This window comes from Rathayibacter sp. AY1B6 (assembly GCF_002932755.1).
GTDB lineage: Bacteria > Actinomycetota > Actinomycetes > Actinomycetales > Microbacteriaceae > Rathayibacter.
In genome coordinates, this window is sequence record NZ_PSWL01000010.1 from 28,857 (window position 1) to 45,346 (window position 16,490).

Below are 16,490 nucleotides of genomic sequence, written 5' to 3' on the forward strand. Positions count from 1 at the left end.
CACGGGAGCTCTGCGCCCGGAGTCGTCCGTGGCACAGCGACTCGCACATCCCCTGACGACCGGACACGGCATTCACGCGGAAGGGGCAGGTGACGAGTGCACGCACACCGGACGTCACGCAGGAACCAGTCGTGCCGCTCGAGCGGACCTCCTGCCATAACAGGGGCGTCACCAGCGGTCGACGGAGCGCCTCCAGCCTCTCAGGACGCGCTCGTGCTGCGGAGGGGCCCGGAGTCGCGCTGAAGGGCCCTCCCCACATCGGAGGGCTCGTCGCCCCTGAAGAGAGCTCGTGGTGACACGTACACCGCTGTGACACGTGCACCGCTATGACACCGAGGACGGCCACGTACCCCCGCCGAGGGCCTCGTTGATGCGTCAGAGGGTCTCGTCCTGTGCATGAGGCCTCGTGCCGCGTGGTGGGCTGGTCTCGCACAGGAGACGCCATGCCGCCGCCAAGACCAGACCCTCCGACCGAGGCGGCCCTCACGGACGCGCGCGAGCAGGTTCCGGCCGCCACCGACAGGTCCCACCCGGGCACCGAGGACGATCCGTGCGGGCTCGTGCGACTCCGGCGTCGTCCTCCGAGCGCCGGACCGCCCGACACCCGACGACGGCCTCAGCGCCTGCCCGGTCGGATCCGATCCCTGGCCCTCCCCGGACGCTGGATCGGGAGGAGGCATGGTGACGCATGCGTCGGCCCGACGGATGCTCCTCCGCCGGTCGAGACACCGAGGCGGCCCCCCTCCACCTCCGAGCCGGCACCTCGCCCTCCCCCGGGCACACGAGAGGGCCGGGTGCCCGGAGCGTCCGCCCTCGTGCACCCGGCCCTCGGCCGTGCGGTACGCCCTAGCGGGCGAAGTATCCGCGGTAGTACTCGTACACCCAGCCGGCGATGGCGACCAGGAAGAGCCCGACGGCGATGTAGGTGATCCAGAACCCGACGGCCAGGCCGAGGAACCCCAGGGCGGCGGAACCGCCCAGGATGAGCGGCCACCAGCTCCAGGGGCTGAAGAAGCCGAGCTCGGGGTCTCCGTCGTCGATGTCCGCGTCGAGGCGGTCCTCGGGGAGCTCGGCACCCTGCGCCTTGTGGACGCGGCCGACGTAGAACGCGATGAACGCGCCCAGGACGGACGACAGGCCGATGCCGACGGTGCCGACCCATTCCACCTGGCCCGTGTCGAGCAGCGACCACACGATGTACGTGATGTCGGCGAGGAGGAAGAAGCCCGCGAGGAGCCAGAAGAGATTGACGTTGGCGCGCATGGCCCTACTTCACCGTGCCTTCGGACTTGTCGTACGTGGGGGCGTCCGGAGCGTCCTTCGCCGGACCGATTCCGACGGGGATGCCGGCCTCGGGGTGGTTGAGGTCGAACGCCGGGGCCTCGCTGCGGATGCGCGGGATCGAGGTGAAGTTGTGGCGGGGCGGCGGGCACGAGGTGGCCCACTCGAGCGACCGGGAGAAGCCCCACGGATCGTTCACCGTCACCTTGGGCGCCTTGCGGGCCGTGATGTACACGTTCAGGAAGAACGGGATCAGCGACACCGCGAGGATCATCGCTCCGACCGTCGACACCTGGTTCATCCAGGTGAAGCCGTCCTCGGGCAGGTAGCTGGCGTAGCGGCGCGGCATGCCGACGACGCCCAGCCAGTGCTGGATGAGGAAGGTGGTGTGGAAGCCGATGAACAGCAGCCAGAAGTGCCACTTGCCCAGCGTCTCGTTCAGCATCTTGCCGGTCCACTTGGGCCACCAGAAGTAGAAGCCCGAGAACATCGCGAAGACGACGGTCCCGAAGACGACGTAGTGGAAGTGCGCGACCACGAAGTACGAGTCGGAGACGTGGAAGTCGAGCGGGGGCGACGCGAGGATGACGCCGGTGAGTCCGCCGAACGTGAAGGTGATCAGGAAGCCGATCGCCCAGATCATCGGGGTCTCGAAGGTCACCGATCCGCGCCACATGGTGCCGACCCAGTTGAAGATCTTCACGCCGGTCGGGACCGCGATGAGCATCGTCATCAGCGAGAAGAACGGCAGCAGGACCGATCCCGTGACGTACATGTGGTGGGCCCACACCGTCACGGACAGGGCGGCGATCGCGATGGTCGCGTAGATCAGCGTCTTGTAGCCGAAGATCGGCTTGCGGCTGAAGACCGGGAAGACCTCGGACACGATGCCGAAGAACGGCAGCGCGATGATGTACACCTCGGGGTGGCCGAAGAACCAGAACAGGTGCTGCCAGAGCAGGACGCCGCCGTTGGCCGCGTCGTAGATGTGGGCGTCGAACACGCGGTCGGCGCCGAGGGCGAACATCGCGGCGGCGAGCACCGGGAACGCGAGCAGCACGAGGATCGACGTCACCAGGATGTTCCAGGTGAAGATCGGCATGCGGAACATCGTCATGCCGGGGGCGCGCATCGTGATGATCGTCGTGATGAAGTTCACCGCGCCGAGGATCGTGCCGAAGCCCGAGAGCGCGAGGCCGAAGACCCAGAGATTGCCGCCGAGCCCTGGTGAGAAGGTCGTGCTCGACAGTGGCGCGTACGCGAACCAGCCGAACGACGCCGCGCCCTGCGGGGTGACGAATCCGGCGACCGCGATGAGCGAGCCGAAGCTGTAGAGCCAGTACGCGAAGGCGTTGAGGCGGGGGAACGCGACGTCGGGAGCGCCGATCTGCAGCGGCATCAGGACGTTCGCGAACCCCGCGAAGAGCGGCGTCGCGAACATCAGCAGCATGATCGTGCCGTGCATCGTGAACAGCTGGTTGTACTGCTCGCGGGTCTCGACCACGTTCAGGCCGGGCTCGAACAGCTGGGCGCGGATGACCAGGGCCATCACGCCGGCGATGCAGAAGTAGATGAAGGACGTGATCAGGTACATGTACCCGATGACCTTGTGGTCGGTCGACGTCATCCAGCGGACGAGGACGTTCGCCTTGCGCTGGACCGGCGGAATGCCGGCGGTGCGCGTCGGGCGGGGTGCCGTGGCGGTGCTCATGCTCCCTTACTCCTCGTTCTCGCGGGCCGGCGCGCCGGTTCCGGGAAGGTTCGAATTGCGGTTGTACTCCGCGCCGAGCTGACCGGTCTGGCCCGCGTCGCGCAGCGACTGGATGTAGTCGTCGTACTCGCCCTGCGAGACGACCTTGACGTTGAAGAGCATCGCGGAGTGGTACTCGCCGCAGAGCTCGGCGCACTTGCCGGCGTAGGTCCCCTCCTTGAGCGGCGTGACGTACATGTAGTTCGTCTTGCCGGGGATCATGTCCTTCTTGTAGAGGAAGTCGACGACCCAGAAGGAGTGGATCACGTCGCGCGCGTCGAGCTGGATCTTGATCTTCTGTCCGACGGGCAGGTAGAGCGTGGGGATCTCGGACTCGACGAGTGAGCCGGCCGCGTCTCCGCCCTCCTGGTACTGGCCCTGGATGCCGGCGGAGTAGACGTCCTCGTCGACGTAGTTGAAGTCCCACGCCCACTGCTTGCCGTACACCTGGATGGTCTCGTCCGGGTCGTCGTAGGGCTGCTCGATGGCGGCCTGGTCGCGCGCGGTGAAGGCGAAGAAGCCGATCACGAGGATCAGCGGAACGATCGTGTAGAAGATCTCGATCGGCATGTTGTAGCGCAGCTGGACCGGCAGGCCGGTCTGCCCCTTGCGACGGCGGTAGACGACCACCGCCCAGATGGTGAGACCCCACGTGACGACGCCGACGGCGAGCAGGACGATCCAGGAGGTGACCCAGAGTCCGATGACGCGGTCGACGTGGTTCGTCGTGCCGGGTTCGGTGGGGAGCCAGCCCTGGAGCTGCTCTTGCGTGCAGCCCGCGAGGACGAGGGCGAGGGCTCCTGCGACGGGGGCAGCGACCCATCTGCGGATTCGGCGATTGAAGCGCACCGGTGACCTTTCGGAAGACTGGGGACCAGTTCACACGAAACTGTATTAGACCGGCTCCAGCCTACCCTTCCGCTCCGGCGGCCCGGTGCACGACGACCCGCTCTTGACGTCCCGGCCGAGTGGTGCAGTCACGACGAACGGCGCCCGACGGGCCACCGGAGTGGACTGTCGGACGCCGTTCGGACGCGCTGCGGCCCGGGACCGCGCGGTGTCAGTGGAAGCTGTCGCCGCAGGCGCAGCTGCCGCCCGCGTTGGGGTTGTCGATGGTGAAGCCCTGCTTCTGGATGGTGTCCTCGAAGTCGATCGAGGCGCCGTCGAGGTAGGGGACGCTCATCTTGTCGACGACCAGGCCGACGCCCTCGAACTCCACCGCGGCGTCGCCGTCGAGGGTGCGCTCGTCGAAGTAGAGCTGGTAGATGAGGCCGGAGCAGCCGCCGGGCTGCACGGCGACGCGCAGGCGCAGGTCGTCGCGGCCCTCCTGCTCGAGCAGGCTCTTGACCTTGGCGGCAGCGGTCGGGGTCATCGAGACGCCGTGGGCCGCGCTGGACGGGGTGGCGAGGGGGGTCGCCGTCTGGTCGGTCAGTGTGTCTGACATGTCACTCCTCAGGGGACGGGCGGAACGGTCGTCGTGCCTACCGGGATTCTACGGCTGCAACCCGGATGGTCACCGGGGTATTCCACGACCCGTGGTCAGTCGCGGTGAGCGGCGGCGCGGAGCAGGAAGAGGGCCTCGGTCTGCGCGGCGCGCTTGAAGACGCCCAGGTGCAGCGACTCGTTGGGGCTGTGCGCGCGCGAGTCGGGGTCCTCGACACCGGTGACGAGGATCTGCGCCTCGGGGAACTCGCGCACGAGGTCGGCGATGAACGGGATGCTCCCGCCGATCCCGGTCTCGAGGGGCTCGCGTCCCCAGGCGTCCGCCATCGCGCCCTTCACCAGGTCCACGGCCCAGCCGGTCGCGTCGACCAGGAAGGGGCTGCCGGTGTCGACGTCCTCGATCGCGAGGTGAGCGCCGAACGGGGAGTTCGCGCGCAGGTGGCTCTCGATCGCGGCGAAGGCCTCCTCCGCGTCCTGGCCGGGGGCGATGCGGGCGCTGATCTTCACGCGAACGGACGGGACGAGGGTGTTGGAGGCGTCGACGACGCTGGGCGCGTCGATCCCGGTGACCGTGACGGCCGGCTTCGACCACAGGCGCGAGAGGATCGCGCCGGTGCCGATCGGCGAGACCCCGTCGAGCAGCCCGGAGTCGCGGCGGAGGTCCTCCTCGGTCGTCTCGGGGACCGCCCCGTCGTGCTCCGTGAGGCCGGCGACGGCGACCGAGCCGTCCTCGTTCCAGAGCGTCGCGAGGAGGCGGACCGCCGCGAGCATCGCGTCCGGGACCGCCCCGCCCAGCATGCCCGAGTGCGAGGCGTGCGCGAGGGTGCTGACGGTGAGGGTGAAGGTGACGTTGCCGCGCAGGCCTACCGTCAGCGCGGGCGTGTCGACGTCCCAGTTGTCGCTGTCGGCGACGATGATCGCGTCCGCCCGGAGCTCGTCGTGGTGCTCGCGGAGGAAGGTGGGGAACGAGCGCGACCCGAACTCCTCCTCCCCCTCGATGAAGAGGACCAGCCCGAGGTCGTGGTCCTCGCCCGCGATCTCGCGCAGTGCGCGCACCGCGGCGAGGTGGGAGACGACTCCGGCCTTGTCGTCGGCGGCGCCGCGCCCGTAGAGGCGGTCGCCGCGCACGGTCGGCTCGAACGGAGGCGTCTCCCACGCCGACTCCGCGCCCTGCGGCTGCACGTCGTGGTGGGCGTAGAGGAGGACGGTCGGCGCTCCGTTCCGGGCGGCGCGGGTGGCCAGGACGGCCGGCTGGCCGAGCACGTCGGTCCCGTCGATCGTGGCGCTGTGGATCGCGACGTCGTCGAAGACGCCCGTCTCGCGGGCGAGCTCGGCGATGGCCTCGGCACTCGCGGCCACGCGGGTGGCGTCGAAGCCGTCCCACGAGACGGACGGGATCCGCACGAGCTGCCCGAGCTGGGCGAGCGAGCGCGGCAGATCGTCGCGGACGGCGGCGAGGACGGCCTCCTCGTCGGAGGAGAGTGCGGGCGGAGTCGGAGCGTCGTGAGCCATGGAGGTAATCTTAAGAGACCCCCGATTCCAAGGACGTTCCCCGTGGCCAAGCACCCGATCGCAACCGACACGCCCGACGACGCCGGCTCCCCCGGCTCCGGGAAGGGCCGGCCGACGCCGACCCGGCGCGAGCAGGAGCTGGCCCGCAAGCGTCCGCTGGTCGTCACCGACCGCAAGCAGGCCGCCCGCGACGCCCGCGAGAAGGCCGCCGTGTCGCGCGAGCAGGCCCGCATCGGCCTCGCCGCCGGCGACCAGCGCTACCTGCCCCTGCGCGACAAGGGTCCCCAGCGCAAGTTCGTGCGCGACTGGGTCGACGCGCGATTCAGCCTCGGCGAGTTCCTCATCCCGGTGATGGTCGTCGTCCTGCTGCTGAGCTTCTTCCCGCAGCCGGAGCTGCAGTACGCGACGCTCGTCATCCTCTGGGTGTTCTTCCTCCTCGCGGTGATCGACTGCATCCTCCTCGGCATGCGCATGCGCCGGAAGCTCGCCGAGCGCTACGGCGCCGACAAGGTCGAGAAGGGCATCCGCTGGTACGCCGCGATGCGCGCCCTCCAGCTGCGCGTCATGCGCCTGCCGAAGCCCCAGGTCAAGCGCCGCGCCTTCCCCGAGTAGTCGGACGGCGGACCACGAAGGGCCCCTGTGGCCGCGCCTCGCGCGGCTCCGGGGGCCCTTCGTCGTGCGCGGCCGGTCAGGAGGCGCGGGCCAGTCCCCGGTTGATCGCCCGAGCCCACAGAGGCCCGCGGTAGATGAAGGCGGTGTAGCCCTGCACGAGGGTGGCACCCGCGTCGAGGCGCTCGCGCACGTCGTCCGCCGTCTCCACTCCTCCGACGGAGACCACGCAGAAGGCCGCGGGGACGACGCCCCGGATCACGCGGAGCACCTCGAGCGAGCGCGCGGCCAGCGGAGCTCCGGAGAGGCCGCCGGCTCCGGCCGCCTCGACCACGGCACGACCGGTCGAGAGGCCCTCCCGCGAGAGCGTCGTGTTGGTCGCGATGATCCCGTCCAGCCCCAGGCGGACGGCGAGCTCGGCGACGCGGCCGACCTCGTCGTCGGAGAGGTCGGGGGCGATCTTCACCAGCAGGGGCGTCGTGTCGGCCGCGTCCTTGACGGCCGCGAGGAGCGGCTCGAGGCGGTCGATCTCCTGCAGGCCGCGGAGCCCGGGGGTGTTCGGCGAGCTGACGTTCACGACGAGGTAGTCGGCGAGCGGCGCGAGCAGGCGCGTGCTGATCAGGTAGTCCTCGATCGCGTCGTCCACCTCGACCACCCGGCTCTTGCCGATGTTCACGCCGATCACGGGGCGGTGGCGCGCGCTGCGCAGCCGGATCAGCCGCTGCGCCGCGGCCTCGGCACCGTGGTTGTTGAAGCCCATCCTGTTGACGACGGCGCGGTCCGCGATCAGCCGGAAGAGGCGCGGCCGGTCGTTGCCCGGCTGCGCCCGAGCGGTCAGAGTCCCGATCTCGACGTGTCCGAAGCCGAGCGCGCCGAAGCCCAGGACCGCGGTGGCGTCCTTGTCGAAGCCGGCCGCGACGCCGAACGGGGTCTCGAAGCGGAGCCCGAGCGTCTCGACCGCAGGCGTTCCGCGCGGAACGGTGGCCCGGCGCAGGACCGGCGCGAGGGCGCCGAGGGCCCGGATCACCGGGAAGCTCAGGTGGTGCGCCCGCTCCGGGTCGAGGCGGCGCAGGACGGTGCGGAACAGGAGCGGGTACACCCGGGCCTCAGATCTCGTCGGCGCTGTGGGGCACGGAGGTGCGCTCGGCGCGGAGCAGGGTGATCGCCGACTCGAAGTCGTCCAGCGAGTCGAACGCCTGGTAGACGCTCGCGAAGCGGAGGTAGGCGACCTCGTCGAGCTCGCGCAGCGGCGGCAGGATGGCGAGCCCGATGTCGTTCGCGTCGATCTGCGAGGCGCCCGTGGAGCGGATGCTCTCCTCCACCCGCTGCGCGAGCACGGCCAGATCGGTGTCGGTGACGGGCCGGCCCTGGCAGGCCTTCCGGACGCCGCTGACGATCTTCTCGCGGCTGAAGGGCTCCACGACTCCGCTGCGCTTGATCACGACGAGGCTCGCCGTCTCGGTCGTCGAGAAGCGCCGGCCGCACGACGGGCACTGTCGGCGGCGGCGGATCGAGAGGCCGTCGTCGCTCGTGCGCGAGTCGATCACTCGGGAGTCGGGGTGCCGGCAGAAGGGGCAGAACATCGAGGGCCTCTCGGTCTCAGGCGAAGCGGGCGTCGACGGCGTCGCCGTGGGCGGGCAGCGCCTCGGCGTCGCTGAGAGCGCGGATGTGCGGGGCGACGCGCTCGAGCGCACCGCGGTCGTACGAGATCAGCTGCTGCGGCCGGAGGAAGGTGTAGGCGCCGAGCCCGGAGGAGAAGCGCGCCTGCCCCAGCGTCGGGAGCACGTGGTTGGAGCCGGCGAGGTAGTCGCCCAGGCTCACCGGGGTGGTCGGGCCGAGGAAGATCGCGCCGGCGTCGTGGATCCGCTCGGCCGTCGCGACGGGGTCGGCCGTGTGCAGCTCGAGGTGCTCGGGGCCGTAGGCGTCGCTGAACGCGCAGGCGAGCTCGAGGTCGTCGACGATCACGAGCGCGGACTGCGGGCCGTCGAGCGCGATCGCCACGCGCTCCGCGTGGTGGGTGGCGGCGGCCTGCACCGCGACCTCGCGCTCGACCGCGGCGGCGAGCTCGGCGCTGTCGGTGACCAGGACCGCGGAGGCGGCCTCGTCGTGCTCGGCCTGGCTGACCAGGTCTGCGGCGACCAGGCGCGGGTCGGCGGAGTCGTCGGCGATCACGAGGATCTCGGTCGGGCCCGCCTCCGAGTCGATGCCGACCTGGCCGAGCACCTGGCGCTTCGCGGTGGTGACCCAGACGTTTCCCGGTCCGGTGATGATGCTGACGGGGTCCAGCCCGATCGAGTCGACGCCGTAGGCCAGTGCGGCGACGGCTCCGGCGCCTCCGACCGCGTAGACCTCGTCGATGCCGAGCAGCGCGGCGGCCGCGAGGATCGTGGGGTGCACGGAGCCGCCGAACGCCTTCTGAGGAGGCGAGACCAGGGCGATGGAGGCGACGCCGGCGGCCTGCGCGGGCACGGCGTTCATGACGACGCTCGACGGGTAGACCGCCTTGCCGCCCGGGACGTAGAGGCCGGCGCGGGCGACGGGCTGCCAGCGCTGGGTGACCGTGGCGCCGTCGTCGAGTTCGGTGGTGCGGGGCGGGGGGATCTGCGCGGCGCTGGCGAGGCGGACGCGCGCGATCGCCTCCTCGAGTGCGCCGCGGATGGCCGGGTCGAGGCGGTCGAGAGCCTCGGCGATCTGCTCGGCGGGCACTCGGAGGTGCGGGGGGCGCACGCCGTCCAGCCGCTCCGCCTGGTCGAGGAGCGCCTCCGCGCCGCGTTCGCGGACGTCGGCGATCAGCTCGGCGACGACGGGCCCGACGGCGGCCGACGTGCCCGGATTGCGGGGCACGAGGGCGAGGAGCTCGGCGGAGGAGGGACGACGGCCGCGGAGGTCGAGAGTCTGGATCATGGCCGCCCCAGTCTACGCGCCGCCCTCCCCCGCTCCCTCGCCGCCCACCGCGGCGCCGGGCGGCTGCTCGCCCCGTGAGGACGGAGCGGAGCCGTCGCCGCCCCCGGCCCCGCAGGGCACCGAGGTCTCGATACGCCGCTGCGCGGCTACTCGACCACCAAGCAGCGCCCCACCTTGCTGATCGAGTAGCGGGCACCGCCCGCGTATCGAGATCCCCGACCCACGGGTCTCGATACGCCGCTGCGCGGACACTCGACCACCAAGCAGCGCCGATCCGGCCCCGCAGGGCACCGAGGCCTCGATACGCCGCTCCGCGGCTACTCGACCACCAAGAGCGCCGATCCTTGCTGATCGAGTAGCGGGCACCGCCCGCGTATCGAGATCCCCGACCCACGGGTCTCGATACGCCGCTCCGCGGCTACTCGACCAACAAGCAGCGCCCCATCTTGCTGATCGAGTAGCGGGCACCGCCCGCGTATCGAGATCCCCGACCACGGGTCTCGATACGCCGCTCCGCGGCTACTCGACCACCAAGAGCGCCGATCCGGCCCCACTAGGGCACCGAGGTCTCGATACGCCGCTGCGCGGCTACTCGACCACCGAGCAGCGCCGATCCTTGCTGATCGAGCAGCGGGCACCGCCACCCCTCCCGGCCGACCGCGAAGATCCGGGCGCAGACCGGCTCGGAATTCAATACAGACAGTTGGGCCCCAGCAGGCTCTTCAGCTCGCCGAAGAGGTCGGGAGTGATGCGCACGGGGAACGGCACCTCGAACACGCGGGCCGTGTCGCCCTTGATCAGCTTCAGCCGCACCTCGGTCTGCCCGGAGTGGCGGATGAGAACGTCGCTGAGCTGCGAGACCGTGTCGGTGGTCGCGCGCGACTCGGGCATCGAGACGGTGAGCGGGCCCGAGTCGCCGTCCTGGCTCATCTCGGGGGCGAACAGGCTGAACGCGTGCAGGTTCATCCCGTCGTCGCGCATGCTGACGCGGCCTCTGACGACGACGATGGAGTCGTTCGTGAGCGCCGGGGCAAACTCCTGGTACGCCTTCCCCATGAACATGCAGGTGATCTCGCCGCCGAAGTCCTCGACCTGGATCATCCCGTACTGGTTGCCGGAGGCCTTGGCCATGCGGTGCTGGACACTCGTCACGAGGCCCGCGACGACCACGGTCTCGCCGTCGGCGATCGTCTCCGAGATCAGCAGATCGGCGATCGTGGTGCTGTAGTGCTTGGCGAGCTCGGTCTCGAGCCCGGCGAGCGGGTGGTCGGACACGTAGAGCCCGAGCATGTCGCGCTCGAAGGCGAGCTTGTCGCGCTTGGCCCATTCCGGCCGCTCGGGGACCTGGATCGCGGCCTGCGGCTCGTCCCAGAGGCTGTCGAAGTCGAAGCCGACCTGGCCGTTCGCCTCGTTGCGCTTCTCCCCCACCGCCGCCTCGACGGCGTCCTCATGCACCTCGACCAGTGCGCGGCGTGTCGAGCCGAGCGAGTCGAAGGCGCCGGCCTTGATCAGCGACTCGATGGTGCGCTTGTTGGTCACCTGCAGCGGCACCTTGCGGAGGAAGTCGTGGAACGTCTCGAAGCGCCCCTTCTCCTCACGGGCCGCGCGGATGCCCTCGACGACGTTCGTGCCGACGTTGCGCACGGCGCCGAGGCCGAAGCGGATGTCGGTGCCGACCGCGGTGAAGAATCCGATCGACTCGTTCACGTCCGGCGGGAGCACCTTGATCCCCATCCGCCGGCACTCGTTGAGGTAGGCGGCCATCTTGTCCTTGGAGTCGCCGACGCTGGTGAGCAGCGCGGCCATGTACTCCGCGGGGTAGTGCGCCTTGAGGTACGCCGTCCAGTAGGAGACGACGCCGTAAGCCGCCGAGTGCGCCTTGTTGAAGGCGTAGTCGGAGAAGGGCAGCAGGATGTCCCAGAGGGTCTTGACGGCCTCCATCGAGTACCCGTTGGCGATCATGCCTCCCGAGAAGCCCTCGAACTGCTTGTCCAGCTCGGACTTCTTCTTCTTGCCCATCGCGCGCCGCAGCAGGTCGGCCTGCGCGAGGGTGAAGCCGGCGAGCTTCTGCGCGATCGACATGACCTGCTCCTGGTACACGATCAGGCCGTAGGTCCCGCCGAGCACTTCCGAGAGCGGCTCCTCGAGCTCCGGGTGGATCGGCGTGATCTGCTGCACGCCGTTCTTGCGCAGCGCGTAGTTGGTGTGGGAGTCGGCGCCCATCGGGCCCGGCCGGTAGAGCGCGAGGACCGCGGAGATGTCCTCGAAGTTGTCGGGCTTCATCAGGCGGAGCAGGCCGCGCATCGGGCCGCCGTCGAGCTGGAAGACGCCGAGCGTGTCGCCGCGGGCGAGGAGGTCGTAGGCGGCCTGATCGTCGAGCTCGAGGTCCTCGAGCACGAGGTCCTGCCCACGGTTGGCGCGGATGTTGTCGAGGGCGTCGTCGATGATCGTGAGGTTCCGGAGCCCCAGGAAGTCCATCTTGATCAGCCCGAGCGACTCGCACGCGGGATAGTCGAACTGCGTGACGATCTGGCCGTCCTGCTCCCGCTTCATGATCGGGATGATGTCCAGGAGCGGGTCGCTGGACATGATGACGCCGGCCGCGTGCACGCCCCACTGGCGCTTGAGGTTCTCGAGACCGAGCGCGGTGTCGAAGACCAGCTTCGCCTGCGGGTCCTCGGCGATGACGTTGCGCACGTCGAGCGCTTCCTTGTAGCGCGCGTGGGCGGGGTCGTTGATGCCGCTGAGCGGGATGTCCTTGCCCATGATCGCGGGCGGCATCGCCTTCGTCAGCTTCTCGCCCATCCCGAACGGGAAGCCGAGGACGCGCGAGGCGTCCTTGAGCGCCTGCTTCGCCTTGATGGTGCCGTAGGTGACGATCTGCGCGACGCGCTCGTCGCCGTACTTCTCGGTCACGTAGCGGATGACCTCGCCGCGGCGACGGTCGTCGAAGTCGACGTCGAAGTCGGGCATGGACACGCGGTCGGGGTTGAGGAAGCGCTCGAAGATCAGGCCGTGGCGCAGAGGATCGAGATCGGTGATCTTCATCGCGTAGGCCGCCATCGAGCCGGCGCCGGAGCCGCGGCCCGGACCGACGCGGATGCCGTTGCGCTTGGACCAGTTGATGAAGTCGGCGACGACGAGGAAGTAGCCGGGGAAGCCCATCTGCAGGATGACGCGGGTCTCGTAGTCCGCCCGATCGCGCACCTCCGGGGAGACGCCGTCCGGGTAGCGCTCGCGCAGTCCGGCCTCGACCTCCTTCACGAACCAGGTGTCCTCGGTCTCGCCCTCGGGGACGGGGAAGCGGGGCATGTAGTTCGCCGACGTGTCGAACTGAACGTCGCAGCGCTCGGCGATGAGCAGCGTGTTGTCGCAGGCCTCGGGGTGGTCGCGGAAGACCTGGCGCATCTCGCGGGGCGACTTGAGGTAGAACTCGTCCGCGTCGAACTTGAAGCGCTTGGGGTCGTCGAGGGTGGTGCCGGACTGCACGCAGAGCAGTGCCGCGTGCGAGGTCGCGTCGTGCGCGTGCGTGTAGTGGAGGTCGTTGGTGGCGACCAGCGGCAGGTCGAGGTCCTTCGCGAGCCGGATGACGTCCCCGATGACGCGGCGCTCGATGTCGAGGCCGTGATCCATGATCTCGGCGAAGAAGTTCTCCTTGCCGAAGATGTCGCGGTAGTCGGCGGCCGCCTGGCGGGCCTCCTTGTACTGGCCCAGGCGCAGGCGGGTCTGGACCTCGCCGCTCGGGCAGCCCGTCGTCCCGATCAGGCCCTCGGAGTACTGCGAGAGGATCTCGCGGTCCATGCGCGGCTTGAAGTAGTACCCCTCGATCGATGCGCGCGAGGAGAGCCGGAAGAGGTTGTGCATGCCCGTCGTGGTCGAGCTGAGCAGCGTCATGTGGGTGTAGGCGCCGGAGCCGGACACGTCGTCCCCTCCGCCGTCGCCCCAGCGGATGCGGGTCTTGTCGGAGCGGTGCGTCCCCGGAGTGAGGTAGGCCTCGGTGCCGATGATCGGCTTGATCCCCGCCGCCGTCGCGGTGCGCCAGAAGTCGAAGGCGCCGAACACGTTCCCGTGGTCGGTCACGGCGATGGCCGGCATGCCCTCCTCGACCGCCGCGTCGATCAGCGGCTTCACCCGCGCTGCACCGTCGAGCATCGAGTACTCGCTGTGCACGTGGAGGTGGACGAAGGAATCGTTACTCGGCAAGGATGCGCCTCCGGCGGACTGCGGGCAGGGGAGGGATGGCCGGCGGCCCGGGAGGGCCCGTGGACACGGCGGGAAGAAGTCTAACCGCGCCGGACGCGGGTCCGGCCGGAAGAGCGCGGATCACTCCCCGCGCAGCACCTCGAGGGCGTGCGCCAGGTCGTCGGGGTAGGACGCCTCGAACTGCACCCACTCCCCCGAGCCCGGGTGGGTGAAGCCGAGCCGGACCGCATCGAGCCACTGGCGGGTGAGGCCGAGCCGCTTCGAGAGGGTCGGATCGGCGCCGTACATCGCGTCGCCGACGCACGGGTGGCGCTGCGCGGCCATGTGCACGCGGATCTGGTGCGTGCGGCCGGTCTCGAGGTGGACCTCGAGGAGGGAGGCGAACGGGAAGGCCTCGATGGTCTCGTAGTGGGTCACGGAGGGCTTGCCGTCCGCGCGGACCGCGAACTTCCAGTCCGAGGACGGGTGGCGGCCGAGCGGGGCGTCGATCGTGCCGGCGAGCGGGTCGGGGTGGCCCTGCACGACGGCGTGGTAGACCTTCTCGACCGTGCGGTCGTGGAACGCCCTCTTGAGGTGGGTGTAGGCGCGTTCGGACTTCGCGACGACCATGAGACCGCTCGTGCCGGCGTCGAGCCGGTGCACGATGCCCGCGCGTTCGGCCGCACCGGAGGTCGACACGGTGAAGCCCGCGGCGGCGAGGGCACCGAGCACCGTCGGTCCCTCCCAGCCCACGGCGGGGTGCGCGGCCACTCCGACCGGCTTGTCGATCACCACGATGTCGTCGTCGTCGTGCACGATGCCGAGGCCGGGGACCGCCATCGGCACGATCCTCGGCTCCTCGCGCGGGCTCCACTCCACGCTCAGCCAGGTGCCGGCGTGCACGCGGTCGCTCTTATCGAGGACGCGTCCGTCGGCGCTCACTCCGCCCGCCTCGGCGACCTCGGCTGCGAAGGTGCGCGAGAAGCCGAGCAGCTTCGCGACGGCCGCGTCCACGCGGAGGCCGTCGAGCCCGTCCGGGACCGGAAGCTCTCGGGACTGCGCCATCAGCGTCCGCCGGGGCGGTCGGCGTCGCGGGCCGCCTCCTCGACGGAGGGGGCCGCGGCGGGGGCGTCCGCGGCGGTGGCGGCGGTCGCGTCGTCCTCGGACGAGTCGTGCAGCGGCTCGTCGCGGCCCGCGCGCTCGCGGGTGCCGTCGAGGCCGACGCCCCGCACGCTCAGGAGGACGAAGATCGCCATCGCCGTGCAGATCGCGATGTCGGCGACGTTGTAGATCGCCGGGAGCAGCCACGGCGTGAAGAGGAAGTCGACGACGTGTCCGAGCCCGAAGGAGGGCTCGCGGAACAGCCGGTCGAAGAGGTTGCCGAGGGTGCCGCCGAGCAGCAGCCCGAAGAAGACGGCCCACGCGGTGGAGCGGATCCGGCGCGCGAACCAGATCACGGCGACGACGACGCACGCCGCGATGATCGAGAAGATCCACGTCGACCCGCTCGCGAGGGAGAAGGCGGCGCCCGGGTTCTTCACGTAGTGCAGGATCAGGACGTCACCGAGGACGTGGACGTCCTCGCCCAGGGTCAGGTTCGTCGTGACCAGGAGCTTCGCGGTCTGATCGATCGCGAAGACCGCGAGCGCGACGAGGCCGAGGGTGACGAGCACCCTCGGCCTGACGTCCGCTGCGGCGGGACTACGCCCCAAAGCCCGACAGCGAGGACTCCGTCGACGCCGGCTGGGTGTCGAGGTCGCGGAGCTGGCCCTCGATGTAGCTCTTCAGCTTCTGGCGGTACTCGCGCTCGAAGGTGCGGAGCTCGTCGATGCGGTGCTCGACAGTCGCGCGCTCCTCCTCGAGCTTCGCGACCTGCTGGCGCTGCTTGGCCTCGGCCTCGGCGACGATGCGGGCTGCCGTGGCACGACCCTCGGCGACGAGCGCGTCGCGCTTCTCGGCACCCTCGCGCACGTGCTCCTCGTGGAGGCGGCGGGCGAGCTGCAGGAGTCCGCTGGAGCTCTCGGCCTCGTCGACCGGAGCCGACTGCGAGGAGCTGACGGGAGCGACGACCGGTGCGGGAGCCGGGGTGGGCTCGGGCTCGGGCTCCGGCTCGGGTGCCTCGTCGACCACCGGGGCGGGAGCAGGAGTGCTCTCGCGGGGAGCGTCGGAGACTCGGGCGTCCGAGGGGCGGCTGTCGCCGGAGGAGAGGCGCTGACGCAGCTCCTCGTTCTCCTGGTTCAGGCGGCGGAGCTCCACGACGACCTCGTCGAGGAAGTCGTCGACCTCGTCCTGGTCGTATCCCTCGCGGAACTTGGTCGGCTGGAACCGCTTGTTGACAACGTCTTCGGGAGTGAGCGCCATGGCTTTCCACCTTCGATTTCAAGTAGGTACACGTTTAACAACGCGCGACTAAAGCTAGCAACTTCAGGCGCACGGCGCAGTGCTGACACCGCGGGGAACGTCCGGACGTGTCAACGATACAGGGACGGTCAGGCGCGCTGCAGCCACGTGGCGATGTACATGCCCACGATGACGCAGAGCATGGTGAGGCTCCAGCCGAAATCGAGCGCGATCGGGCCGATCGAGACCGGCTTGATCAGCCGTCGGAAGAAGCCGATCGGCGGGTCCGTGACGGTGTAGACGCCCTCCGCGGCGACGAGGCCGGCGCCGCGGGGGCGCCAGTCGCGTCGGATCACGCGGACGAGGTCGAGCACGAACCGCGCCCACATCGCGAAGAAGTAGAGCAGCAGCACGAAGTACAGGACGCTCCCGAGGAGCGAGACGACGGAGGTCACCGGGGGCCAGGGCT

Annotated in this window: 14 protein-coding genes; 1 reads left to right on the forward strand and 13 read right to left on the reverse strand. The window is 70.1% G+C overall.

What is annotated here, in order from left to right:
* Nucleotides 1-846: 846 nt before the first annotated feature.
* The 5 genes from C5D08_RS07085 to C5D08_RS07105 form a co-directional block, all read right to left on the reverse strand.
* Nucleotides 847-1,263 carry a cytochrome c oxidase subunit 4 gene (locus C5D08_RS07085; RefSeq protein ID WP_104276431.1) on the reverse strand — a complete coding sequence of 139 codons (417 nt, stop codon included), beginning with the start codon at nt 1,261-1,263 and terminating at the stop codon, nt 847-849.
* Nucleotides 1,264-1,267: 4 nt separating this feature from the next.
* Complete coding sequence (ctaD, locus tag C5D08_RS07090; RefSeq protein WP_104276432.1) at nt 1,268-2,992, reverse strand: cytochrome c oxidase subunit I; 1,725 nt, start codon at nt 2,990-2,992, stop codon at nt 1,268-1,270.
* Between the two features lie 6 nt (nt 2,993-2,998).
* On the reverse strand, nt 2,999-3,880 hold the full coding sequence (coxB, locus tag C5D08_RS07095; protein ID WP_104224653.1) for a cytochrome c oxidase subunit II: 882 nt from the start codon (nt 3,878-3,880) through the stop codon (nt 2,999-3,001).
* A gap of 211 nt (nt 3,881-4,091) precedes the next feature.
* A complete protein-coding gene (gene erpA, locus C5D08_RS07100) occupies nt 4,092-4,475 on the reverse strand; it encodes an iron-sulfur cluster insertion protein ErpA (RefSeq protein WP_104276433.1) in 384 nt (127 codons plus the stop codon).
* A 95-nt stretch (nt 4,476-4,570) separates the two neighbouring features.
* Nucleotides 4,571-5,986 carry a dipeptidase gene (locus tag C5D08_RS07105; protein ID WP_104276434.1) on the reverse strand — a complete coding sequence of 472 codons (1,416 nt, stop codon included), beginning with the start codon at nt 5,984-5,986 and terminating at the stop codon, nt 4,571-4,573.
* 42 nt (nt 5,987-6,028) lie between these two features.
* Between C5D08_RS07105 and C5D08_RS07110 the strand changes: the two genes are divergently transcribed.
* The gene (locus tag C5D08_RS07110; RefSeq protein WP_181027102.1) at nt 6,029-6,598 is read left to right on the forward strand and encodes a DUF3043 domain-containing protein; all 570 of its coding nucleotides are present in this window, start codon (nt 6,029-6,031) and stop codon (nt 6,596-6,598) included.
* 76 nt (nt 6,599-6,674) lie between these two features.
* Here C5D08_RS07110 and C5D08_RS07115 read toward each other — a convergent pair whose 3' ends face one another.
* From C5D08_RS07115 to C5D08_RS07150, 8 genes are all read right to left on the reverse strand, one after another.
* A complete protein-coding gene (locus tag C5D08_RS07115; RefSeq protein WP_104276435.1) occupies nt 6,675-7,694 on the reverse strand; it encodes a quinone-dependent dihydroorotate dehydrogenase in 1,020 nt (339 codons plus the stop codon).
* A gap of 7 nt (nt 7,695-7,701) precedes the next feature.
* Nucleotides 7,702-8,178, reverse strand: coding sequence for a transcriptional regulator NrdR (gene nrdR / locus C5D08_RS07120; RefSeq protein ID WP_104224657.1), 477 nt, complete (start codon nt 8,176-8,178; stop codon nt 7,702-7,704).
* A 16-nt stretch (nt 8,179-8,194) separates the two neighbouring features.
* Nucleotides 8,195-9,499 carry a histidinol dehydrogenase gene (hisD, locus tag C5D08_RS07125; protein WP_104276436.1) on the reverse strand — a complete coding sequence of 435 codons (1,305 nt, stop codon included), beginning with the start codon at nt 9,497-9,499 and terminating at the stop codon, nt 8,195-8,197.
* Nucleotides 9,500-10,189: 690 nt separating this feature from the next.
* On the reverse strand, nt 10,190-13,651 hold the full coding sequence (dnaE, locus tag C5D08_RS07130; protein WP_374953936.1) for a DNA polymerase III subunit alpha: 3,462 nt from the start codon (nt 13,649-13,651) through the stop codon (nt 10,190-10,192).
* Between the two features lie 171 nt (nt 13,652-13,822).
* Nucleotides 13,823-14,746: an RluA family pseudouridine synthase gene (locus tag C5D08_RS07135; protein ID WP_104276438.1), complete on the reverse strand. Its 924-nt coding sequence runs from the start codon at nt 14,744-14,746 to the stop codon at nt 13,823-13,825.
* A complete protein-coding gene (lspA, locus tag C5D08_RS07140; protein WP_104276439.1) occupies nt 14,746-15,354 on the reverse strand; it encodes a signal peptidase II in 609 nt (202 codons plus the stop codon). Before lspA ends, C5D08_RS07135 begins: the two co-directional genes overlap by 1 nt.
* Nucleotides 15,355-15,382: 28 nt before the next feature.
* Nucleotides 15,383-16,042, reverse strand: a complete 660-nt coding sequence (locus C5D08_RS07145; RefSeq protein WP_104276440.1) for a DivIVA domain-containing protein — start codon at nt 16,040-16,042, stop codon at nt 15,383-15,385.
* A gap of 128 nt (nt 16,043-16,170) precedes the next feature.
* A complete protein-coding gene (locus C5D08_RS07150) occupies nt 16,171-16,476 on the reverse strand; it encodes a YggT family protein (protein WP_258059242.1) in 306 nt (101 codons plus the stop codon).
* Nucleotides 16,477-16,490 lie beyond the last annotated feature (14 nt).

Excerpts from the sequence above, each read along its gene's own strand:
- C5D08_RS07085 (WP_104276431.1), bottom strand. The coding sequence starts at position 1,263 with ATGCGCGCCAACGTCAATCTCTTCTGGCTCCTCGCGGGCTTCTTCCTC.
- ctaD (WP_104276432.1), bottom strand. The coding sequence starts at position 2,992 with ATGAGCACCGCCACGGCACCCCGCCCGACGCGCACCGCCGGCATTCCG.
- erpA (WP_104276433.1), bottom strand. The coding sequence starts at position 4,475 with ATGTCAGACACACTGACCGACCAGACGGCGACCCCCCTCGCCACCCCG.
- C5D08_RS07105 (WP_104276434.1), bottom strand. The coding sequence starts at position 5,986 with ATGGCTCACGACGCTCCGACTCCGCCCGCACTCTCCTCCGACGAGGAG.
- nrdR (WP_104224657.1), bottom strand. The coding sequence starts at position 8,178 with ATGTTCTGCCCCTTCTGCCGGCACCCCGACTCCCGAGTGATCGACTCG.
- hisD (WP_104276436.1), bottom strand. The coding sequence starts at position 9,499 with ATGATCCAGACTCTCGACCTCCGCGGCCGTCGTCCCTCCTCCGCCGAG.
- dnaE (WP_374953936.1), bottom strand. The coding sequence starts at position 13,651 with ATGCTCGACGGTGCAGCGCGGGTGAAGCCGCTGATCGACGCGGCGGTC.
- C5D08_RS07135 (WP_104276438.1), bottom strand. The coding sequence starts at position 14,746 with ATGGCGCAGTCCCGAGAGCTTCCGGTCCCGGACGGGCTCGACGGCCTC.
- C5D08_RS07145 (WP_104276440.1), bottom strand. The coding sequence starts at position 16,042 with ATGGCGCTCACTCCCGAAGACGTTGTCAACAAGCGGTTCCAGCCGACC.